At 46.6% G+C, this 22,129-nt stretch carries 23 protein-coding genes; 16 read left to right on the forward strand and 7 right to left on the reverse strand.

Annotated elements, in window-relative coordinates; translation table 11 throughout:
• Positions 1-171 precede the first annotated feature (171 nt).
• A complete protein-coding gene (locus HF638_RS04890; RefSeq protein ID WP_169479188.1) occupies positions 172-1,371 on the forward strand; it encodes a GTP-binding protein in 1,200 nt (399 codons plus the stop codon).
• A 69-nt stretch (positions 1,372-1,440) separates the two neighbouring features.
• Here the strand turns inward: HF638_RS04890 and HF638_RS04895 are convergent, their stop codons facing one another.
• The gene (locus tag HF638_RS04895) at positions 1,441-2,298 is read right to left on the reverse strand and encodes a stalk domain-containing protein (RefSeq protein ID WP_169479189.1); all 858 of its coding nucleotides are present in this window, start codon (positions 2,296-2,298) and stop codon (positions 1,441-1,443) included.
• A gap of 169 nt (positions 2,299-2,467) precedes the next feature.
• On the opposite strand from HF638_RS04895, the gene rpmG reads away from it, so the two are divergent.
• The 6 genes from rpmG (at position 2,468) to HF638_RS04925 (ending at position 6,723) form a co-directional block, all read left to right on the forward strand.
• Entirely contained in the window at positions 2,468-2,617 is a 150-nt protein-coding gene (rpmG, locus tag HF638_RS04900; protein WP_036613813.1) for a 50S ribosomal protein L33, read from the forward strand.
• A 49-nt stretch (positions 2,618-2,666) separates the two neighbouring features.
• On the forward strand, positions 2,667-3,374 hold the full coding sequence (locus HF638_RS04905) for a metal ABC transporter ATP-binding protein (protein WP_169479190.1): 708 nt from the start codon (positions 2,667-2,669) through the stop codon (positions 3,372-3,374).
• On the forward strand, positions 3,320-4,213 hold the full coding sequence (locus HF638_RS04910) for a metal ABC transporter permease (protein WP_169479191.1): 894 nt from the start codon (positions 3,320-3,322) through the stop codon (positions 4,211-4,213). The genes HF638_RS04905 and HF638_RS04910 overlap by 55 nt, the downstream gene beginning before the upstream one ends.
• On the forward strand, positions 4,200-5,318 hold the full coding sequence (locus HF638_RS04915) for a metal ABC transporter solute-binding protein, Zn/Mn family (protein ID WP_169479192.1): 1,119 nt from the start codon (positions 4,200-4,202) through the stop codon (positions 5,316-5,318). The genes HF638_RS04910 and HF638_RS04915 overlap by 14 nt, the downstream gene beginning before the upstream one ends.
• Before the next feature lie 165 nt (positions 5,319-5,483).
• Entirely contained in the window at positions 5,484-5,966 is a 483-nt protein-coding gene (locus HF638_RS04920) for a hypothetical protein (protein WP_169479193.1), read from the forward strand.
• 55 nt (positions 5,967-6,021) lie between these two features.
• Positions 6,022-6,723, forward strand: a complete 702-nt coding sequence (locus tag HF638_RS04925) for a M50 family metallopeptidase (RefSeq protein WP_169479194.1) — start codon at positions 6,022-6,024, stop codon at positions 6,721-6,723.
• Positions 6,724-6,838: 115 nt separating this feature from the next.
• Here the strand turns inward: HF638_RS04925 and HF638_RS04930 are convergent, their stop codons facing one another.
• The 5 genes from HF638_RS04930 to HF638_RS04950 all read right to left on the reverse strand — a co-directional run bounded on the left by HF638_RS04930 (position 6,839) and on the right by HF638_RS04950 (position 10,805).
• Positions 6,839-7,210 carry a DUF4363 family protein gene (locus HF638_RS04930; RefSeq protein WP_169479195.1) on the reverse strand — a complete coding sequence of 124 codons (372 nt, stop codon included), beginning with the start codon at positions 7,208-7,210 and terminating at the stop codon, positions 6,839-6,841.
• Positions 7,211-7,236: 26 nt separating this feature from the next.
• On the reverse strand, positions 7,237-7,965 hold the full coding sequence (locus tag HF638_RS04935) for a DUF421 domain-containing protein (RefSeq protein ID WP_062834765.1): 729 nt from the start codon (positions 7,963-7,965) through the stop codon (positions 7,237-7,239).
• 206 nt (positions 7,966-8,171) lie between these two features.
• Positions 8,172-9,035 carry an SDR family oxidoreductase gene (locus HF638_RS04940; RefSeq protein WP_169479196.1) on the reverse strand — a complete coding sequence of 288 codons (864 nt, stop codon included), beginning with the start codon at positions 9,033-9,035 and terminating at the stop codon, positions 8,172-8,174.
• Positions 9,032-10,099: a mannonate dehydratase gene (uxuA, locus tag HF638_RS04945; RefSeq protein WP_169479197.1), complete on the reverse strand. Its 1,068-nt coding sequence runs from the start codon at positions 10,097-10,099 to the stop codon at positions 9,032-9,034. Before uxuA ends, HF638_RS04940 begins: the two co-directional genes overlap by 4 nt.
• 40 nt (positions 10,100-10,139) lie before the next feature.
• Positions 10,140-10,805, reverse strand: a complete 666-nt coding sequence (locus tag HF638_RS04950; protein WP_169479644.1) for a GntR family transcriptional regulator — start codon at positions 10,803-10,805, stop codon at positions 10,140-10,142.
• Positions 10,806-11,072: 267 nt separating this feature from the next.
• Between HF638_RS04950 and HF638_RS04955 the strand changes: the two genes are divergently transcribed.
• Positions 11,073-11,375, forward strand: coding sequence for an ArsR/SmtB family transcription factor (locus HF638_RS04955; RefSeq protein ID WP_017688208.1), 303 nt, complete (start codon positions 11,073-11,075; stop codon positions 11,373-11,375).
• A gap of 90 nt (positions 11,376-11,465) precedes the next feature.
• Positions 11,466-12,869: an aldehyde dehydrogenase gene (locus HF638_RS04960; protein ID WP_169479198.1), complete on the forward strand. Its 1,404-nt coding sequence runs from the start codon at positions 11,466-11,468 to the stop codon at positions 12,867-12,869.
• A gap of 82 nt (positions 12,870-12,951) precedes the next feature.
• Here the strand turns inward: HF638_RS04960 and HF638_RS04965 are convergent, their stop codons facing one another.
• Positions 12,952-13,863, reverse strand: a complete 912-nt coding sequence (locus tag HF638_RS04965; RefSeq protein ID WP_169479199.1) for an AraC family transcriptional regulator — start codon at positions 13,861-13,863, stop codon at positions 12,952-12,954.
• Between the two features lie 273 nt (positions 13,864-14,136).
• On the opposite strand from HF638_RS04965, the gene HF638_RS04970 reads away from it, so the two are divergent.
• The 7 genes from HF638_RS04970 to HF638_RS05000 all read left to right on the forward strand — a co-directional run bounded on the left by HF638_RS04970 (position 14,137) and on the right by HF638_RS05000 (position 21,890).
• The gene (locus HF638_RS04970) at positions 14,137-16,368 is read left to right on the forward strand and encodes a glycoside hydrolase family 52 protein (RefSeq protein WP_169479200.1); all 2,232 of its coding nucleotides are present in this window, start codon (positions 14,137-14,139) and stop codon (positions 16,366-16,368) included.
• Positions 16,365-18,506 (forward strand): alpha-glucuronidase family glycosyl hydrolase, encoded by a 2,142-nt coding sequence (locus HF638_RS04975; RefSeq protein WP_169479201.1) that lies wholly within the window; start codon positions 16,365-16,367, stop codon positions 18,504-18,506. Before HF638_RS04970 ends, HF638_RS04975 begins: the two co-directional genes overlap by 4 nt.
• 106 nt (positions 18,507-18,612) lie before the next feature.
• Entirely contained in the window at positions 18,613-19,680 is a 1,068-nt protein-coding gene (locus tag HF638_RS04980) for an NAD(P)-dependent alcohol dehydrogenase (protein ID WP_169479202.1), read from the forward strand.
• A 166-nt stretch (positions 19,681-19,846) separates the two neighbouring features.
• Complete coding sequence (locus tag HF638_RS04985; protein WP_348982071.1) at positions 19,847-20,113, forward strand: HPr family phosphocarrier protein; 267 nt, start codon at positions 19,847-19,849, stop codon at positions 20,111-20,113.
• A 144-nt stretch (positions 20,114-20,257) separates the two neighbouring features.
• Complete coding sequence (locus HF638_RS04990; RefSeq protein ID WP_062834756.1) at positions 20,258-20,509, forward strand: type B 50S ribosomal protein L31; 252 nt, start codon at positions 20,258-20,260, stop codon at positions 20,507-20,509.
• A gap of 149 nt (positions 20,510-20,658) precedes the next feature.
• Positions 20,659-20,964 (forward strand): Dabb family protein, encoded by a 306-nt coding sequence (locus tag HF638_RS04995; RefSeq protein ID WP_169479203.1) that lies wholly within the window; start codon positions 20,659-20,661, stop codon positions 20,962-20,964.
• 164 nt (positions 20,965-21,128) lie between these two features.
• The gene (locus HF638_RS05000; protein ID WP_169479204.1) at positions 21,129-21,890 is read left to right on the forward strand and encodes an SDR family NAD(P)-dependent oxidoreductase; all 762 of its coding nucleotides are present in this window, start codon (positions 21,129-21,131) and stop codon (positions 21,888-21,890) included.
• Positions 21,891-22,129 lie beyond the last annotated feature (239 nt).

Genomic DNA, 22,129 nt, shown 5'->3' on the forward strand with positions numbered 1-22,129 from the left:
GCAACATACATCATTCCTATGTTCTAATCAACATTTTTACGATTAATCAAGATTCTTCATCATTTTAGAGTTGACAACCCAAAGAAAACTGCGGTATAGTTCGGATTGATCGTCCTTAATAGTAATAATTACGATTAAATTCGCGACTTAAACAGAGTGGAGGAAGAAGAAATGTCAGATCAACAGGTTCAAAATCGGGTTCCAGTAACCGTACTTAGTGGATATTTGGGTGCAGGCAAAACGACACTGCTCAATCATGTGCTTCATAACCGCGAGGGGATGCGGGTTGCTGTTATCGTCAATGATCTCAGTGAGGTTAACATCGATGCGGGTTTAATACGAGATGGTGGAGGGTTATCGCGCATTGATGAGAAGCTGGTGGAGATGTCTAATGGTTGCATTTGCTGCACATTGAGAGAGGATCTGTTGAAAGAAGTCGAGCGGCTGGCGTTAGATGGTTCTTTTGACTACATATTGATTGAATCCACGGGTATTGGTGAGCCGGTACCTGTTGCGCAGACGTTTACGTATATCGATGAGGAACTCGGCATTGATTTGACGAAATTCACCCGTCTCGACACGATGGTTACGGTTGTCGATGCTGCCCAGTTCTGGCGTGATTTTTATTCCAAAGAAACACTGAAGGATCGTGGACAGGAAGCGGGGGAGGACGATGTTCGCGGAATCGTTCATCTGCTGACGGATCAGGTGGAATTCTGTGATGTGCTGATTCTGAACAAATGTGATCTGGTCTCGGAGGAAGAACTGACGAAGCTTGAAAAGGCACTACACGCGATGCAACCGGAGGCCAAGCTTATTCGCACGACACATGGGCAGATTGATCCGAGAGAGATATTGAATACGGGACGTTTTGATTTTGAAAAAGCAAGCCAGTCCGCGGGTTGGATCCGCGAATTAATGAAAGAGGAACATACCCCGGAGACTGAAGAATATGGAATTCATTCATTTGTCTATCATCGAAAACGTCCATTCCACTCGGAACGGTTGCTGCGTTGGATTGCGAAATATCCAGATAGCATCGTGCGATCCAAAGGTCTGATGTGGCTGGCAACAAGGAACCATATGGCAATCTCTTTCAGTCACGCAGGTACATCAAAGCAGCTTGCGCCAGCAGGAATATGGGTAGGTGCGATGAGTGAGGAGGAAAGGCAACTTCATTTTGGCGATACATTGCCTAGCATACCGGACTGGGATGATGAGTGGAGCGACCGGGTAACCAAATTAGTATTTATCGGCATTGACATGGATAGGGCTGAAATTGAACGTACATTGGATGAGACCCTTCTTACGGAGGAAGAGATGTTGATGAACTGGCGCGAATTGAAAGATCCTTTTCCGGAGTGGAGTTGAAGTGAAAAGAAAAGATCTTCAAGTGTACTAGTGCCCCTGAAGATCAATGATTATATTGCATTAAGGACTTTAGCTGAAGGACAAATCGCCAAGATAAAAATCACCGTTGCCACTTTTTTGCGGACTAAACACAAAGGTAAGGTACACTCCATAGGAACCCGTCCATCCTTGTGGATAATAAATGGCTTTGTAACTGTGTCTTGTTTTGGTTTTATCGTTCATTGCAATCACTTTAAAATCAGATGATTTAATGTTAATCAACTGATCTGCATATTTAGTCAGCGTTTTTTTATCATTTGCTGCAATGATACCTTTGACTGTAGTCTTAAATTTATCTTTCTGGGATTGCTTACCCAGATCAAAAATGTCGATCTCGGGATTTTCAATAACTTTAGCATCTATGTATTTATCAAATTCACTAGTGCTACCTGTTTTAAGTGCTTTACCATACATTTTGATCAATGTTAAAGATTCTTTTTGCAATTTGACTATCATCTGAGCGTCAGTTCCAGTCATCTTGATTGAGCCAGAAGTGCTTGAGTTACTTGAACTACTTGGTTTACTTGAATCTTCAGAACCTTTGGTACCTGTACTGCTGTTATTACTACTCGAACTGCTTGACTTACCGCTACCTGAATTAGTTATACTTACAACTTTGTTGCTAACATTCAGAGATACGTTGGCTCCCAGCGCTTCTGCTGTGGTACTTACAGGCAGGTAAACATCACCGTCATATACCAGTGCATTCAGTTTGTCTCCGGCTTCATTCTTGGGTGTCCAAGACAAACCGTTTACTTTAAAGCTAATGTTGCTGTCGAGTGCTGCTTCAATATCTTGAATTCCGTTTGAAGCTGCTACACCGAGGGCACCGAAAGCCAAACTGCATGCTACCAATGACCCAATAAAAGTTGATTTTTTGATCTTCATCTAGTTCCTCCGTAGGTAAAGTATAATGATACCAAAGCAGTATATCATATGTAATTATAATGTGCATACAAAATTTTACTTTCGCAGATATGGAGTTGACAAAAGAAAAAGCATAGGCTAATATCATTAAATAGTAATTATTACGATTAAATAAGAGGAGGCAACAACCATGAGAGTCATTGTAACCTTAGCCTGCACCGAGTGCGGGGACCGCAACTATACAACTACCAAGAACAAACGCAACCATCCAGAGAGACTTGAGATGAAGAAGTATTCCCCACGTTTGAAGAAAATGACGATCCACCGGGAAACACGCTAAATTTTTTTGTTATTTTTAAATCGTAATATTTACGGAAAGAGGGAAAGGCATGATATTATCCTCCATGCGTGATGTTGTATTCGGATATGGCAAAGAGCCGGTCATTGATCAACTGTCGCTGGATATCCATGTGGGAGAGTTCATAGGCATCACAGGTCCCAATGGTTCTGCCAAAACGACCCTGTTAAAGCTGCTGCTAGGGCTATTGAAGCCCTGGAGCGGCACGATACATATGAATCCGCAGTTGAAACGTGGGAACAAGTCCAATATCGGTTACGTGCCCCAGCAGGTTGCATCGTTCAATAGTGGATTTCCCAGTACGGTGAATGAGCTGGTCCGGTCCGGGTGTTACACCAGGCTGGGACTATTCCGCAGATTCACAGCAGAGCAGGATGCCATCGTTGAACGCAGTCTGCGGGAAGTTGGTATGTGGGAATATCGGAATACACGCGTCGGTGAGCTGTCTGGTGGACAGAAGCAGCGGATCTGTATTGCCAGAGCTATGGCTGGGCAACCGCAGGTTCTAGTATTGGATGAGCCAACAACGGGAATGGACCGCCACAGCCGTGAAGGGTTTTACAATCTGATGCGCCACTATGCTGATGTTCATGGGTTAACGATTATTATGGTTACTCATGGACTGGAAGAGATGGGAGATCGATTGGACCGAACGATTACTCTGGAGCGGCAAGAAAGTGAGGAATGGCAGTGTTTGAGTACGAATTCATGCAACGTGCCTTCTGGGCAGGTGGACTGATTGGAGTCATCGCTCCAATTCTTGGGGTCTATCTGATGCTCAGGCGGCAGGTCCTTATGGCGGACACGTTATCCCATGTCTCACTGGCAGGGGTTGCGCTCGGTTCGGTCATGAATCTTAACCCCGTGATCTGCGGATTCGCCATTGCAATTATCGGTGCATTACTGGTTGAACAACTACGGCGAAGCTACCGAACCTACAGCGAGGTACCTGTGGCGATCATCATGACTTCGGGACTGGCTCTTGCTGTAGTGTTGATGAGTCTTAAAACCAATCTGTCCAAAACCTTCAGCTCATACTTATTCGGATCTATTGTCGCGGTTAGCGATATTCAGTTGTGGATGATGGCAGGTGTATGTGTCATTGGTTTACTTTTTTTCATCTTACTCCGGAGACCGCTCTATAGCTTTACCTTTGATGAAGAGACAGCTTCCATTGGAGGCGTTCAGGTAAAAGGGTTATCGTTTGCATTTGCCATTCTGACAGGAATGACTGTAGCTTCAGCCATGCCGATCGTCGGTGTGTTGCTGGTGTCTGCTCTCATTGTATTGCCTGCTGCCTTGGCACTGAGAGTGTCTCGCAGTTTTACAGCAGCGATTGTTGTCGCGGTAATTACAGGATTAATTGGTATTTTTAGCGGGCTCACAACATCTTACCATCTAAATACACCACCGGGAGGAACAATTGCGCTCATCCTGTTGGTCATCCTATTGACTGGAATATCAGCGCAAAAGCTGATTGCACGATATAACCGCAAGCGTCACCGTAAACAAACGAAATCACAGCACGTCATTCTGGTCAACCATTCTAGGAGGAATACATCACATGAAATTCAGTAAAAAAGCTACGCTCGGATTGTTGTTCAGTCTCACACTTATCGTCGCAGGCTGCGGACAAAAATCCGCTTCTGATGCAAATACAAGTTCTACGGGTGCCGGTAATACGGTACCCGTAGAGAGTGAAGCAGCTAAATTAAACGTGCAGGTCAGCTTCTATCCGATGTATGAGTTCACCAAAAATGTGGCAGGTGATCTGGCCGATGTGCATACACTCGTTCCAGCAGGAATGGAGCCTCATGATTGGGAGCCCACACCACAAGATATTGCCAGCATTGAAAAAGCGGACGTGCTTGTATACAACGGTGCGGGCATGGAATCTTGGATTGATCAGGTCACCGGAAGTCTGAGCAATGCTTCACTCATTCAGGTGGAAGCGAGCAAAGGAATTAACCTGCTTGAAGGTACAGAAGATGAGCATGATCATGGACATGAAGATTCCGATGGAACGGATACGCATGACCATGCCGATGAATCCGCTGGGGAAGCACATGATCACGATCATGCGGATGAAGCGACTACGGAAGAACACGACCATGATCATGACGCAGAGGCAGAAGCAGGACATGATCACGATCACGGTGGACTCGATCCCCACGTATGGCTGTCACCTGCATTGGCTGTAAAGGAAGTGCGCAATATTGAAGCAGGTTTGGCGCAGGCTGCCCCGGAACATGCTGAACAGTTCAAGCAGAATGCAGATGCTTACATTGCTCAACTGGAGTCACTGGATCAGGACTTCAAGGCGGCTGTGACGGATAGCAAACGTAAAGATTTCATCACACAACACGCTGCATTTGGCTACCTTGCCAAGGAATATGGATTGCAACAGGTACCCATCGCAGGATTGTCTCCTGAGCAAGAACCTTCGGCAGCACAGATGGCATCTGTCATTGATTTTGCGAAAGAGCATCAGGTGAAGACCATTTTCTTCGAAACATTGGTTTCATCCAAAGTGTCTGAGACGATCGCAAGTGAAGTGGGAGCCAAAACGGCCGTATTGAACCCGATTGAGGGACTTACCGAGGAAGAGATCGCGGCGGGAATGGACTACATCAGCGTGATGAGACAAAATTTGGAGGCTCTGAAACTGGCGCTGAACGAATAATAAAAGATCGATTTGATGCCTCTCACCGAAAAAGGTACAATAATACAACATGCTGAGGAATGGATCGCCATTCCTTTGCCTTTTTGCAAAGCAGAGAGCACAGTGATGTGCTCTCTCTTTGTTGAATAAGGTGACCGGATCGAGGAGAACAGGAGGACACATTGCATGAGTTTAAATGAGGAACCTGAAGTGCTGTTAAGTGAACAGCCTGCTCATCTGTGGAGACGACGCAAGCTGGAGCTGATGCACTGGACGGAACGTGACAAACATATGGTTTCCGCGAAGAAAACAGAGATTTGGAACGGTGTTGAAGTCGATGCCGAACTCGTGAAGGCATTGTCCATACTTCAGAGTGCGGGCGTGAGGACGGAATTTTCATGTGCAGGGGTGAGTCCGCTTGATGAACCTGTTGATCATTCCCTTTATGCTTATGTTACCCTGATACAAAGTGAGGTTGCAGATCAATTCGTGCACTATGCTCTCCGTCGGATGCGGAATCGACTGCTCGTTACGTTAGAGGCCGAAAAGGGCCGCTATGATCTGTCTTCTTTTTTCATTGGACACAATCGAAGCTTCTGCTGGTGGATGGAGCACTGTGCCCTACAGTTTGGAAGCCGAAACGAATCGAGTGAAAAAAGCGTAGTATAAAGGATAGGCTTGTTTAATTGATTGTTTACTTGAAGGTAAAGGAGGTATGGCACGATTGAATAAGTGGGTCAAAACGATACTTTTTCTACTAGGCTCCGTCTTTCTAACACGATTCATTCCATTCTCGTCCTTGTTCCGTAACCTGGATACGATGATTCACGAATTCGGTCATGCACTAATGACACTGGTATTGTCCGGTAAAGTGCTGCGGATTGAATTGTACGCTGATCATAGCGGCGTGACCTATTCGTCCATGTTGACGCCAGGTAGATCGATCCTGGTTTCTCTCGCGGGATATATCAGTGCATCACTGTTCGCCTGGCTATTGTTCTACTTATACCGCAAAGGCTTGCATATGTGGGGACTTGGGATTATGACGGCTGTAGCTCTGGTGTCACTCCTGTTGTATGTAAGAGGGGAGTTCGGCATGTTATGGTTGACCGGGTTCATCGTTCTGAATGTGGTCATTATGATTTTTGGCGCCAAGATCGTAAAATTCTATTATCTGTTACTGGCGTTTCTTACACTGGAAGAGTCCGTTGTTAGTGCTGTATACGTTGGATTTATGTCCTGGACTCAGCCTTCACGGGCAGGGGATGCAGCGAATCTCGCTCAACAGACGTTCCTTCCCGCGCTGTTCTGGGGTACACTGTTCGCTTTGTTTGCACTGTGGTGTGCGAACAGAGCGCTCACTCTCTTTTTCCGCAAAGAAGGTACTTCGCGATCGCCACGATCTCGGGGATTACGAAGAGCGTAACGGATTTAGAGTTATGTAAAAGCAAAGAAGGCACTTCCTTTCTTCATAAAGGGAAAGTGCCTTTTGTTTTTGGACGTACATCTGATATTAAAGTCTGATATTGAACACATTGAACCTAATCACCAAGATTATCCCATAATACATAAAAGTAATAAATCTCTTCCATAATCGCTTTATCATCCTCTGCTGCAACGCCGCCCTTCATGCGAGCAAGGGTCCCCAGAATATCATAAATCGCTTCACGCTCCACACTGAACTGAATGCGGTTGACGATTTTATCCCAAGCCTGCATTGCATAATTGATTTGAGTCTTGGCTTCAGTCCAGTTTTGGCCCTCGACCTGTTTCTCCAACATTTGTACTGATTCAAGCAAGCGATCATCGGTACCAAAGGGCTTTTTGAGAAAGGCTCCGCTAGCCATAATCGCAACGAATACAAGAATGAGGAAGATCGGAAGCACATATAGCAGCCAGAAACGCGTTTTCATTCAACCGCCTCCTTCATGTAGAGAATTTAGAAAGGCCCCTCATAATCGCCCATATCGATTTTTTCGGTGATCTTATCCTTGAACAGATCCACATACAATTTGTCATTGGGTAATATGGCGGCAAAAGCGATATCCTGTATCGTAATGTTTTGCTTTTTCAGCTGCTCACTGAGCCAGTTAGTATCTTTGTTTCTTTCCTCCAGATTTTGCTTAATCAGCAGGCCATCAATAATAATCTCGGTCATCAGCTTGCTCTTGGGCGGGTGCATATGCATGTCTTTCGCGGTTACCGGTTGATTCTCAGGTTTCAAAACAACCGAAAGGCTGCCGTCCGGTTCCAGAATCGCATAATCCAAAGTCGTAATATCAAATACATCCTTTTGCCGTAGCATCATGGTCAACTCATCAAATTTGACTCGCATTTTACTCAGGTTCTGTTCGAGAATTTTACCGTTCTGGATGATCAATGTGGGATCAGAGTCCATCAGTTTGGAGATGGTGCGATTTTTCAGCGTAATATACTGAAAGATGATCGTAATGATTGTGAAAATGGTCAAGGCCACAAAATGAATCCACGCCTTGGACGAGAGATCGGTTGCAAACGTACCCGCAATGGAACCGATTGTGATACCGTTAATGTAATCAAAATACGTCAAGTTACCCATCTGCTGCTTGCCCAGCACCCTTGTGTAGATGATCAGGGTTAGAAAGGCAATAATAGACCGTACGGCAACAACCCATGTTTCTTCCATCATATATGTATCACCTTCCTTTAGTTCACCGTAGTTCTATTAAGAGGTTGTTTAAAAAGTTTGCTTTTGAACACGTATTATAACAAGCTTTTCCTACGCTGGATGATCTTATGCTTGAACGCAAAAAACCGAAACCTGGGTAAGTATCCCAAGCTTCGGTTTCATTAATCACCTATATTAGTTGAACTGATTCATTTACACGTTAATCGTTAAACACCGGAATATGCCATAAATCCGCCATCTACCGGAATGACTGTGCCAGTGACGAAGCCGGATTGTCTTTCATCCGCAAGCCACATTAATGTGCCCAGCAGATCCTCCGGCTTACCGAAGCGGCGCATGGGCGTATGCGCAATAATTTTACTGGAACGTTCCGTCGGAGAGCCGTCTGGTTGCAGTAATAGATTACGGTTCTGCTCGGTCAGGAAGAACCCGGGTGCAATGGCGTTGACACGAATACCGGATTCAGCCAGATGAACGGCGAGCCATTGCGTGAAGTTGTTAATCGCTGCCTTGGCAGCACTGTACGCAGGAACTTTAGTCATGGGCGACGGGGCACTCATGGAAGAAATATTGATGACCGTTGCCGGAACATCACGCTCAATCATATGTCTTGCAAAGATTTGAGTGGGAATGAGAGAACCGACAAAATTCAGATCCATCACCTGCCGAAATCCCTCTACACTCACATCGAAAAACGTCGTGATGTCGCTCTGTTCCAGATCTTCCAATCTGAATATTTCATTCGTAGTATTAGCACTGGCGTTATTGCCACCAGCGCCATTAATGAGAATATCACAGGGCCCAAGCTGTTCCAGCACCGTATCTGCCGCTGCTTGCACACTATCGGCCTGGGTTACGTCACAGGCGATAGCAATCGCTCGGCCACCGACAGCTTCAATTGCAGCTACAACCTCCTGACCCTTGGACACGGTGCGGTTCAGGATGGCTACACTTGCACTGTGCCGAGCAAGTTCTTCCGCCATGGAGCGGCAGAGTACTCCAGCACCACCGGTGATTACAGCCGTTCTGCCTTCGAGACGAGATGAGCGTTCATATTGACGTTCACTCATGCTTTTGTCCTCCTTTGCAAGGAATCCCAGACGCCCCACAGATACATGATTCCTAAAGCCCGGTCATAGAGTCCATAACCAGGTCGGCATTGTTCTCCCCAGAGATGACGACCGTGGTCGGGCCTCGCATAACCTTCATAACCGATATCGTGATAAGCCTCAACAACCCCCGCAATGTCGACGCTTCCATCCTGGCTGCGGTGTGATGTTTCGATAAAGTCGCCGTTATCATAGATTTTGACATTACGAATATGTGCAAATGGAATCCGATCCTTGAACTCGTGAATCATCCCGATAATGTCATTATCAGCATTCGCTCCCAAAGAGCCGCTGCACAACGTCACGCTATTGTAAGGGCTATCATAAAGATTCAGATATTTGCGAACATTCTCCTGACTCGTAATAATCTTCGGTAATCCAAAAATTGGCCATGGCGGGTCATCCGGATGGATGGCCATTCGAATCCCCAGCCGTTCGGCTGTAGGAATAATCTCTTGCAGGAAATAACGCGCGTGCTCCCACATATGCTCCTCGGTCACATCCTTGTAAGCTTCGAACAGACCTGTTAAATACTGCAATCGTTCTGGTTCCCAACCTGGCATGGTGAGTGCGGAGTTTTCGGTAATGCGTCGAACCAGCTCCAGCGGTTCAATATTTTCAATCTTGCTATTCTCATAGAAGAGAGCAGTGGAGCCATCTTCCATCTCCTTATGAAGATCGGTACGTAGCCAGTCGAAGATCGGCATAAAGTTGTAACAGATGACCTTTACACCCACCTGAGCCAGTTTTTCCATCGTTTTAATGTAGTTTGCAATGTATTTATCCCTTGATGGCAGGCCCAACTTGATATCCTCATGGATGTTCACACTCTCAACGACATCCAGATGTAACCCGGCCTTGTCTGCTGCCGCTTTGACAGCGAGTATTTTGTCCATCGGCCATTCCTCGCCAGCAGGAACATCGTGCAGCGCCCACACAATACCTTCAACACCCGGAATCTGCCGGATGTGATCCAGTGTTACCGTATCATTGCCTTCGCCAAACCAGCGAAACACCATTCTCATCACGTTCACCTCATCATGAATAGTAGTAAGAAGAATTCAGTCATTGAAAATAGGATGGATATGTATCCTGCAGGACAGCCAAATCGGTCACAGTTAAATGCAGGTGTTCCTGCATTAGTCGCTCTGCCGTCTGGGCATCATGCTCTTGTATAGCCTGGACCATGGACCTGTGCTGTTCGATCAGATGATCCCACTGGTAATCCGAGGACAGGCGAAGCATGCGACTGCGATTCAAATGCACATTCATCTGCTGGATGACAGTCCAGGTGTTGCTTTTGTTACAGCCTGCAAAAAGAGTGCTATGGAATTCCTCATCCAATTGGAACATTCGTTCATCATCCGGATTGACTCTGCATTCCTGTTGACGTGCAAGATTCTGTTCAAGTGCCACCATCTGTTCGTCAGGAAAGTTCTCACAGGCGAGTCTGATTACGGCTCGTTCGAGCTGTTCACGCATGAACCGTGCTTCCTCAACCAGATCGAGTTGGATCAGGGAGACGTATGTGCCACGCTGTGGATACACTTCCAGCAAACCTTCCTGGGCAAGTCTCACAAAACTTTCTCGAACGGGTGTCCGGCTGACCTGGAACTCCAGCGAAATGTCCTTCTCTGAAATGGCTGTTCCCGGAGGCAGCTTCAGACTCAAAATCAGCTTTTTAAGCGTGACGTACACCGCATCCCGGGCTGAGGAAGACTGCTTGTTCATGGAAGACAGACTGTTCGCAGCAGGCGACAAACCGGCTTTGGATGATAACTTTGGCGTATATTCCACAACTTCAACTCCTTCATTGACATACTACCATACTTGTATGGTAGTATGGAAGCGCTTTATCGCTATTGTATTGAACTTATTTGATAATTTACTTGCAGTTCAAGATAGTAGAGAGTACAATTCAATCATTAGGTTCGAATGTTTAAACCAACAGACATCGAATAGAGAACAATATACGAAGAATAGTACAGAGGTGAAACCATGGGACAAAAAGCAATTAGCGTTTTTCAAACCTGTATTCCGTTATTTCAGGTGTTAAGTGACAACCATCGTCAATCCATTTTGCTGACACTTACCGAGAAGGGCAGAATGACGGTGAATGAAATTACCGAACAATCCAGCCTATCCCGGCCAGCCATATCTCACCATCTCAAGCTGTTGTTAGAGAAGGGGCTCATATCTGTGGAACAGAAGGGCACACAGCGCTATTATTCGGCTTCATTGAATGCATCGGTGGAACTGTTGAAGGAACTGGTAGCTGCTTTGGAAGAAGAGTGTCTGTAGATGAATGGTGATACAACATGCTTTTGCATGTGTCTTATAGGTTCGTAAGTTTAAACGTTTAATCAATAATAAGTAGAGGAGTATGCATATATGACATCGACGATACAGGAAGTAACCAGTCAGGAAGTTGAAGAGATTTTGGAGCAGCAACGACAATTCTTTCGTTCCGGGGTCACACGATCGGCAGAAGCTCGAATTGCCCGTCTGACCCAACTGAAGCAGGCGATTCAAAAGTATGAGTCCAGACTGACAGAAGCCCTTTATCAGGATTTGGGCAAAAGTGAGTTCGAATCCTACACAACCGAGATCGGATTTATGATGGACAGCATCACACACACCATTCGTAAAGTGAAGAAATGGGTGAAACCCGTTAAAGTCAAAACGCAAATGGCACTCCTGGGCTCCAAAAGTGTGATTATACCCGAACCTTATGGGTCCGTTCTGATCATCGGACCTTTCAATTATCCATTTCAACTCTTGATCGAACCATTGGTAGGCGCTATTGCGGCAGGAAACACAGCCGTGCTCAAAGCCTCAGAGAATACACCTGCGGTGTCTGCTGTTGTACGTGAAATGATCGCGACCGTATTCGAACCGGCATACGTGCAGGTACTTGACGGTGCCAAAGACACAACGACTGCACTGATTAACGCACCATTCGACTATATCTTTTTTACAGGCAGTGTACCGGTTGGCAAGATTGTGATGGAGGCAGCTGCCAAAAATCTGGTTCCCGTTACGTTGGAACTGGGAGGTAAAAGCCCAGTCATCGTGGATGAACAGGCCGATATCAAAGTAGCTGCGGAGCGCATCATATGGGGTAAACTGCTCAATACAGGACAGACCTGTATCGCACCTGACTATTTACTCGTGCATGAGCGTGTGAAGGAACAGTTAGTTACGGAGATGAAAACAGCAATTGTGTCTTTCTTTGGTTCAGATATCCAACATAACAAGGACTATGGGCGTATCGTGAACAAGGGACATTTTAAACGTCTGACGACGCTAATTGAACGGGATCAGGCCAAAGTGATATATGGAGGAGCATCGGATGAGGAAGATCGATTCATTGAACCTACTTTGATTGATGCGGAATCCTGGGATGCAGCAACGATGGAAGATGAGATTTTTGGACCGATTCTACCGATCATCAGCTACCGTAACCTCGATGAAGCCATTGTAGAGATCGTAAAACGGCCGAAACCACTTGCCTTGTATCTATTTACTTCTGACACCCAAGTTCAGGACAAAGTGCTGCGCGAAGTTTCATTTGGCGGCGGATGCATTAACGATACCATCACGCATGTAGCGAACCCACGTCTGCCATTTGGCGGTGTTGGTCATTCAGGTGTTGGCTCATATCATGGGCAGTACAGCTTCGAAACCTTCTCTCATCTCAAAAGTGTCCTGAAAAAAAGCACAAAATTGAATCTGCCGATTCTGTATCCACCTTACGATAACAAGCTGAAGTTGATTAAGCGTTTGTTGAAATAAGCATTTCATATAAATACAGAGATTTATCTCGAATCGAATTTTGCAAAATGTTGAATCAAGCCAAACAGCCTGCTACTGGACCTCATTCCAGAGCAGGCTGTTCCTGTCGGTAACGGGATGGCGACATGCCGGCCCAACGCTTGAATTGACGACTGAAATGGGCAATATCCTTGTAACCAAGCATGACCGCAATATTTTGAACAGACAGCTTCGGATTGCCCAGAAGAAGCTTCGCTTCATGCAAAACCAACTGGGATAACACAGCACGGGGAGACTGACCGAATACCTGCTTGAAGACACGATTACAGTGTGAAGAGCTGATCCCCAGTTCTGCTGCAATATCATCAATGCCATAGTGTCCGTCCGATTCGTGTCCCTGTTTGAATTGCTGACTCATCAGGCCTTGCAATCGATTGCGAATCCGATGGGCGAGTTCAATCTTCTCGTGTCCATCCGTAAACCATTGCACTGCCTCTTGCGAGACCGCCTCCCACAGATGTCCGAATAGTTCAAATACTGCAGATTGCAGCTGCATACGCTGAACCATCGTACTTGCTGTTTCATCATCCGCGGATGACATTAATTTGCGCAAAACAGGCTCAATCTGCTGCGTAACCGGACTATCCGCATTGAATCGTACTTGTTTGATGCGCGCCAGCAATGATAGGAACAACGGATCATCAATGTCAAAGTGCATGCAAAAATACGTGAATCCCTTGCTGTTATGGCTCTGGCTCGAATGAATGCTTCCCGGAGGAATCAGGAGCAGTTCGCCAGCCTTTTGAATATACAGGGTACCATTCACCATCATGCGTTGCTCGCCTTCCGTGACATAATTCAATTCATATTGAGGGTGCTCATGCGCCGGGTAATCCCAGTCTGTACCGACACTTCGCAAATGAATGGCGAACAGATTGACCGTTGTTTGCACATCTGGGTAAAAAACTTCATGGACACTTTCTCCCAAATCGGGAGGCAAGAACGTTGAAGACATGGAAGATCCCCCTTATAGAGGTTGCTCAAAAAAAGCCCGCTTGGAAACGGCTCTTCTCGAACTCTCACTATTATCAAATGAAATGATTGGTTTAGCTTATGAGAACTATTACTATTAATAAACTCTTTTTTGTAACCGCTTTAATTCATTATAGTCTATTAGCTTGATTTGGGTAAATATCCGATTGATTTGATCATGGTCTGAGGTAGAACCACGTGTTAGGATGGGGCTAATGAAAACGTATGCATACCATTCTGAGAGGGGTTATGATTCATGAGCACATCCAAATCCATCTTTTATAATGCACATCACGCACCGATTGGTGCTTTTGCCAGTTTTACACTGGGATACAAAGGAGCCAAGGGCGGGCTGGGTCTGGAACTCGGCAAGCCGGCAGACCAAAATGTATATATTGGATTACAATCTCGCGATGGAGACAATTATCAGGCACTTCCTTTTTATGAAACTTCCGAGGATGAAAGCAGCCGCTATGATGTAGAGAAGTTAGAGAATGGGGATCAGGCACAGACATCCGTAAATACGGAGAAAAAGTTGGATACGGCTCCGTCGACGACTGCGTCAAAGGATCCACAACCTCTTATTACGGCTTTTCGTGATGAAGATATTACCCGTGAATTCACCTCAGGTACGGATACGTGGACTGCGGGAGATCTGACGTTCCGTATCTACTCGCCTGTCCGACCCGTACCAGATCCAACGAGTGGGGATCGTGAAGCCTTAATGGATGCACTCGTACCCGCCGTATTGGTAGAGATGACGATTGACAATACGCAAGGTCAACAACCACGGAAAGCCTACTTTGGCTATCAGGGCAATGATCCGTATTCTGCGATGCGTCTAATTGGAGGACCAGAAGGTGGCTCCATCACAGGTGTTGGACAAGGTCGGCTTACAGCCATTATGTCGGCAGATGATGGACTATGGCCTGCGCGCGGATTTACGTTGGAGAAGCTCTTACAGGAGAAGCATCGGGAGAATCTGGCTTTTGGACTTGGCGGAACTGCGGCATTACTGATGGAGGTACCTGCTGGAGAGAAACGTACATACCAATTCGCAGTATGTTTCTATCGTGGGGGTATTGTGACGACTGGAATGGATACGACGTATTGGTATACGCGGTATTTTGCAGACATCCAGGCGGCAGGAGAGTATGCCCTGCAACGTTTCAGTGAACTGACCGCTTCTTGTGCAGAGGTTGAACAACGCCTTGGAACGGCTGCTTTGAGCGAAGATCAATCCTTCATGCTTGCTCATTCCATCCACAGCTATTATGCCAGCACTCAACTGTTGGATGCCGATGGCGAGCCACTCTGGGTGGTGAACGAAGGGGAGTATCGAATGATGAACACACTTGATCTGACGGCTGATCAGCTGTACTTCGAGCTTGCCTTGAATCCCTGGACGGTGCGGAATGAGCTGGAATGGTTTGTAAAACGGTACAGTTATACGGATCAGGTTCGTTTTCCGGGGGAAGAGAAGTTATATCCGGGCGGAATTACGTTTACCCATGACATTGGTGTAGCCAATGTGTTCTCACGTCCTGGACACTCAGCGTATGAGTTAGTTGGTATTGACGACTGCTTCTCACAGATGAGCCACGAGGAACTGGTGAACTGGCTCTGTTGTGCGACGGTGTACATCGAACAGACACAGGATCCAGCGTTTGTGAAAGACATGTTGCCTGTTATTCGCGATTGCTTCGAAAGCATGCTTAATCGGGACCATCCCGACGCAGAGCAGCGGAACGGTCTAATGGGTCTAGATAGCAGCCGCACCCAGGGTGGAGCGGAGATTACAACCTATGACAGTCTGGATGTGTCACTTGGGCAGTCTCGTAATAATATCTATCTTGCAGGTAAATGTTGGGCGGTCTATGTTGCGTTGGAGAAGCTGTTCGCGGCCGAGAAATTGGCGGAACTGTCACATCAAGCAGGGCGTCAAGCCGATCGCTGCGCTGCCAGTATCGCTGCACAGATGACTGATGGCGGCTACATTCCGGCTGTGATTGCAGAAAATAATGATTCCCGAATTATTCCTGCGATTGAAGGTCTGGTGTTCCCTTACTTTACAGGCTGTGAAGCAGCACTGGATGTCAATGGTCGTTTTGGACCTTACCTGAAGGCACTCCAAACCCATCTGAAAACGGTTCTTGTACCTGGGACTTGTCTGTTCGAAGATGGAGGCTGGAAACTGTCCTCAACAAGCAATAACTCGTGGCTGAGCAAAATCTATCTGTCCCAATTTATCACTAGAGAACTGCTTGGTGTGGAATGGGATGAGACAGGCAAGGCAGCAGACGCGGCTCATGTCAACTGGCTGTTGCATCCGGAGGAATCCTACTGGTGTTGGAGTGACCAGATCCTGTCTGGTGTGGCGGTTGGCAGCAAGTATTATCCGCGTGGTGTAACGTCCATTCTATGGCTACTCGAAGGTAAGGGAAATCGCCTTGCTCAGATCTATGCCAGCAAGGAGGCGGTACAATGAGCCAATCCGTCGTTCAATCGGGTCTGTCAGGTCCACAATACGATGCATGGCTGGGGTATCACTCCACATTGTCAGGAACGAATGGATTTGCCAAGAGGACAGCTCCGCTCTGGAGCAGGCTGATCTTGGCGGAAGAGAATCATCAGATCATTACGACAGCTCTGACGGAACTCTCACAGGGACTGGAGAAGTTATATGGGGTGAAACCGACGGTCGGTCAGCTGACTGCTGTTCAAGCTAGTGAGCGGAACGAGCAGGCTTCTGCAATCCGGATAGGCACTTGGGCTGGAAGCCATTCTGTAGCCGAAACGTTTAGCGAAACCGAGCGCTCTGCTGTGCAAGGGGAAGGCTATATCATTCGCAGGGACGAGGCAGAAGGTGTACTGGTCATTGGATCAGAGACTCCCCAAGGAGTGTTGTATGGTACATTCCATCTGCTGCGAGAGCTGACACTGGATCAAGATAGTAGCAGCGAAGCGGATGAAGCTGCCGGCAAGTGGAGTTTTATTACCGAGCAGCCAACCAATGCGCTACGGATGATTAATCAGTGGGATAACGTGGATGGCAGCATTGAGCGTGGTTACGCAGGGAACTCCATTTTCTATGATAATGGGGAATTCACGCAGGACCTGGGACGTATCCGGGATTACGCAAGATTGCTCGCTTCTACGGGGATCAATGCCATATCGATCAACAATGTCAACGTACATCGGCACGAGAGTCTGTTCCTGACAGAACGTTACTTGGGTGATGTGGCGAAGGTCGCCGCTGAATTCAGAGCCTATGGCATTCGACTGTTCTTGAGCGCTAACTACGCAAGTCCAATCGAGATTGGTGGATTGCATACGGCAGATCCGCTGGATACGCAGGTACGGGAATGGTGGAACATCCAAACGGCCAAGGTGTATGCAGCCATTCCGGATTTTGGCGGTTACCTGATCAAGGCAGACTCCGAGAATCGTCCGGGACCGTTCACGTATAATCGTGATCATGCCGAGGGTGCCAACATGCTGGCTGAAGCCCTTCGTCCATTCGGTGGATTGGTCATCTGGCGCTGCTTTGTCTATAACTGCAAGCAGGACTGGCGGGATCGTTCCACAGACCGTGCACGTGCAGCGTATGACCACTTTACGCCGCTGGATGGGCGGTTTGCCGACAATGTCATTTTGCAAATCAAGAATGGACCGATGGATTTTCAGGTGAGAGAAGCGGTATCCCCACTCTTCGGCGCCATGGAAAATACGAATCAGGTCATTGAGTTTCAGATTACGCAAGAGTATACCGGGCAGCAGCGTCATCTATGTTATCTGGTTCCCCAGTGGAAAGAAGTATTGGACTTCGACACATACGCCAAAGGCGAAGGTTCAGAGATCAAGCGAATCGCGGACGGTTCTCTCTATAAAAGACCTTATAGTGGCTTCGCCGCAGTATCCAATATTGGTGCAGATGCTTGCTGGACAGGACATCCTCTCGCGCAGGCCAATCTGTATGGATATGGCAGACTTGCGTGGAATCCAGAGCTGTCCGCGGAAGAGATTGCCGATGAGTGGGTGAGACTGACGTTTGGACATGAGGACGAGGTCGTGCGGCAGGTTACGGATATGCTTTTGAATTCGCTAGATATCTATGAAAATTATACGGCACCTCTCGGTGTAGGTTGGATGGTTAACCCGGAGCATCATTATGGGCCGAATGTAGATGGATATGAGTATTCCAAATGGGGAACGTATCACTTTGCCGATTGTCATGGCATTGGTGTAGATCGAACCGTTAAGAGCGGCACAGGGTATACCTCGCAGTATCACCCTGAGAATGCTGATCGTTATGAGTCTTTGGACACCTGTCCGGATGAGTTGATCTTATTTTTCCATCACGTGCCGTACACCCATCTTCTGCATTCGGGTAAGACAGTCATTCAGCATATTTATGATACACACTTTGAAGGTGCTGTGCAGGCAGAGGCGTTAGCCGAGACATGGAGACAGCTGGAGGGAAAAGTGGACCCGGTTATCTTCAGCAAAGTTGCTTCATTACAAGACAATCAGGCCGAACATGCGAAGGAATGGCGGGACATGATCAATACGTATTTCTATCGCAAGAGCGGCATAGCGGATGAACAGGGTCGAACAATCTATTGAGTGGAATTGCGGATGCAGATGAACTTGGTAATTAGGAAGTAAGAAGATACCTTGTTTTCTTTGATGTACAATAGACAGCATGGACATACATGAGGAGGAGATACGTATGGGACAACATCAATTGCCCGAGACCATGAAAGCTGCTGTCATGACAGAGCCAGGACACATCATTATTGAGGAACAACCCGTCCCGCAACCGGCTGCGGATGAGGTGTTAATTCAGGTGATGGCGGTAGGCGTGTGCGGATCAGATGTGCATTATTTTGAACATGGACGCATCGGCAGATTTGTGGTGGAGAAACCGATCATTCTGGGACATGAGTGTGCGGGGATGATTGCTGCAGTTGGCGAGAATGTATCACGTCTGAAAATAGGAGACCGGGTTGCCATTGAGCCTGGGGTCACCTGTGGACGTTGCACGGCATGCAAGGAAGGTCGCTATAACCTGTGTCCTGATGTACAGTTTCTGGCGACTCCTCCGGTGGACGGGGCATTTGTACAATACATGACGATACGCGAAGATATGGTATTCCCGATTCCCGATGATCTATCCTATGAGGAAGCAGCCATGAATGAACCATTCTCCGTTGGGATTCACGCGGCTCGCCGGAGCAAGCTGGCTCCGGGTACGACTCTTGCGATTATGGGGATGGGGCCCGTTGGACTGATGGCTGTTGCAGCTGCAAAATCATTTGGCGTAGAGAAGATCATTGTTACGGATCTGGAGGAAGTTAGGCTGGAAGCGGCTCGCCGCATGGGTGCCACCCATACCATTAACGTGCGGAATGAAGATGCGCTGGCTGTGATTCGCGAGTTAACAGGCGGTGTGGGTGTCGATACTGCATGGGAAACAGCGGGGAATCCGAAGGCGCTACAATCCGCTCTGTATTCACTTCGACGTGGAGGCAAGCTTGCGATTGTTGGCCTGCCGGCACAGGACGAGATTGCACTTAATGTTCCCTTTATCGCAGACAATGAAGTTGATATCTATGGGATATTCCGATATGCCAACACGTATCCTGCAGGGATTGAATTCCTGAGCTCTGGTCAACATGACGTGATGTCTCTGATTACAGATCGTTATTCTCTGGAAGAGACACAGCAGGCGATGGAGCGTGCCTTGCACAATAAGAGTGGCAGTCTCAAGGTCATGGTATATCCGAACGGCAGATAAGACCATACTGGGAGAGTCCTGGAGTTCAGGACTCTTTTTTTGTTTTTTTGCAAAATAAAGGGATAGTCAAGCTCCTATAACATGGTATAATCCATGCAGATTTTAATATATAAAATGATACACATCTCTTAGGTGAACAAGTACTTAGCGAAAGGAACTGAAAGTTGTGAGAGTACATGGATTTATGATTCACGCTGATTTTCATCGGGATGATCTGATGTCGGTATCTTCTCAAGCATCACGTTTTACCTCGGATATTATCTTGTCGTATATGGAGTCTGAGCATGAGCATCGAGTAGATGTCAAAAGCCTGCTTGGGATGGCGTTACTTCCCATTCGATATGGTAGTGTTATCAGATTACAGACAAGAGGCAGGGATGAGCTGGAGGCTTTGGAGTACATGCTGAATGTACTGGAGAAAGGGACGGCGTGACACCTGATTCGGTGCAAAATCATAGAAATCATAATTTTTTTTGCTATTCCTCAAATCCTGCTGGTACTTTGTACAAAAAAAGAGTATAATAAAATTTAGTTTGATTCTAAAGAAGTACCCATATTAAAGGAGTGTAAATAGATTATGCCAAAAGTTGACATCCATCCAAAGACACAACTCGTAATTTTTTACGATGCAAGTGCTGATTTCAAATTCCTGAGTTCTTCCACGAAGTTCTCTAACGAAACTATGGAATGGGAAGACGGTAACTCTTACCCAGTAATCCGTGTGGACACTAGCTCCGCATCCCACCCGTTCTTCACTGGTAAACAAAGAAACGTGGATATCGGTGGCCGTGTTGATAAATTTAACCGTAAATACAACATCAACAAATAGTTTGTCCATACATTACAAAAAAACCTCGGGATTCGTTCTGAGGTTTTTTTGTGTACATTAAAAATTAATTCAACCAATTATTGCGCTTACAACACATTCGGATGTACACTAGGAAACAGAGTAAGAACATATTGGAGGAGGAAATAGAGATGAGCATCACACATATGGTAACGTTTACACTTTACGCAGGTAAAGATACACCGGAGGCAGAAGCCTTTTTGAAGGAAAGTTCCGATGCACTTGCAGTTATTCCTGGGGTAGAGCAGTTTCAGGTTCTGAGACAGGTAAGTGAGAAAAATGAATTCGATTACAGCTTCTCGATGGTCTTTGCGGATCAGGCTGCGTATGATGCATACAACAATCACCCGGTTCACCGTCAATATGTAGCAGAGCGTTGGGAAAAGGAAGTTAGTCGCTTCCAGGAAATTGATCTTATTCAACATAATAATAAATAATCGCCACATATAGGGAATCAAGTTGAATTACTATATACAGCATTGAATAATGCTGTATATCCCTAATACTGTATATCCCTCTGGATGAAGTTCATTAGTGTTGAGAAACACACAATTACGAAATCGTTTTCGATTAAATTGAATTTACGGAGGTTTACGCTGTTATGCAATTGGATCTCACAGGAAAAACGGCTCTGGTTACAGGTGCGACCGGTCAACTGGGGAGAGTGATCGCCCGCACGTTGGCAGCCTGTGGCGCCAATCTGGCTCTACATTACATAAATAATGATACGAAGGCTCAGGAGCTTCAGGGTGAGATTGAGGCACTGGGTCGTCAGGCCGTCATTGTACAGGGAGATATTACGAAGCAGGATACGGCATTTCGGATGCGTGATGAAATCCAGTCTGTCCTCGGCGGAGTGGATATCGTTGTTGCCAATGCAGTCATTCAGTATGAATGGACCACGGTGTTGGAGCAGTCGCCTGAAGATTACTTGAGCCAGTTCGAATCTTGTGTCATGCAGAGTGTGTATCTTGCCAAAGCTTTCATTCCTCATATGCAATCGGTCAAAGCCGGTCGCTTCATCGGCATCAATACAGAATGTGCGATGCAAAATTTCGCTCATCAGTCGGCCTACACCGCTGGTAAGCGTGGAATGGATGGTGTGTATCGTGTGCTTGCCAAGGAGGTTGGCGAGTATCAGATTACCGTGAACCAGGTTGCACCTGGATGGACGATTAGTGAACGTGATCGCTCCAATGAGCCTGGACATGATGAGGCATATACGCGTACCGTGCCGCTTAAGCGCAGGGGTGAAGATCAGGAAATCGCCAATGCGGTGGCTTTTCTCGCCTCGGATCTGTCTTCATTTATCACGGGTGCCTATATCCCGGTAAGTGGCGGCAATGTGATGCCTGCCATCTAGTTACTCTTTGGATTCAGGAATCCACATGAAATATGAATAAATTTAGCTTAATCGTAATCCGTTTGTCATTCGACAAGCGGATTTTTTGGCATTTTGCTAACCCTGAAATAACGGTTTAAGGGGCAGGTTTTTCGTTTCGTATATCCAGAGATACATATGATTTGGTTCGGATTTCAGAAGATTGGGGTATAAGAATAGGTATATTAACAGAGTGGAAACATAATCAAAATGAGCAATTA

This window comes from Paenibacillus sp. SZ31 (genome assembly GCF_012912005.1).
Lineage (GTDB): Bacteria > Bacillota > Bacilli > Paenibacillales > Paenibacillaceae > Paenibacillus.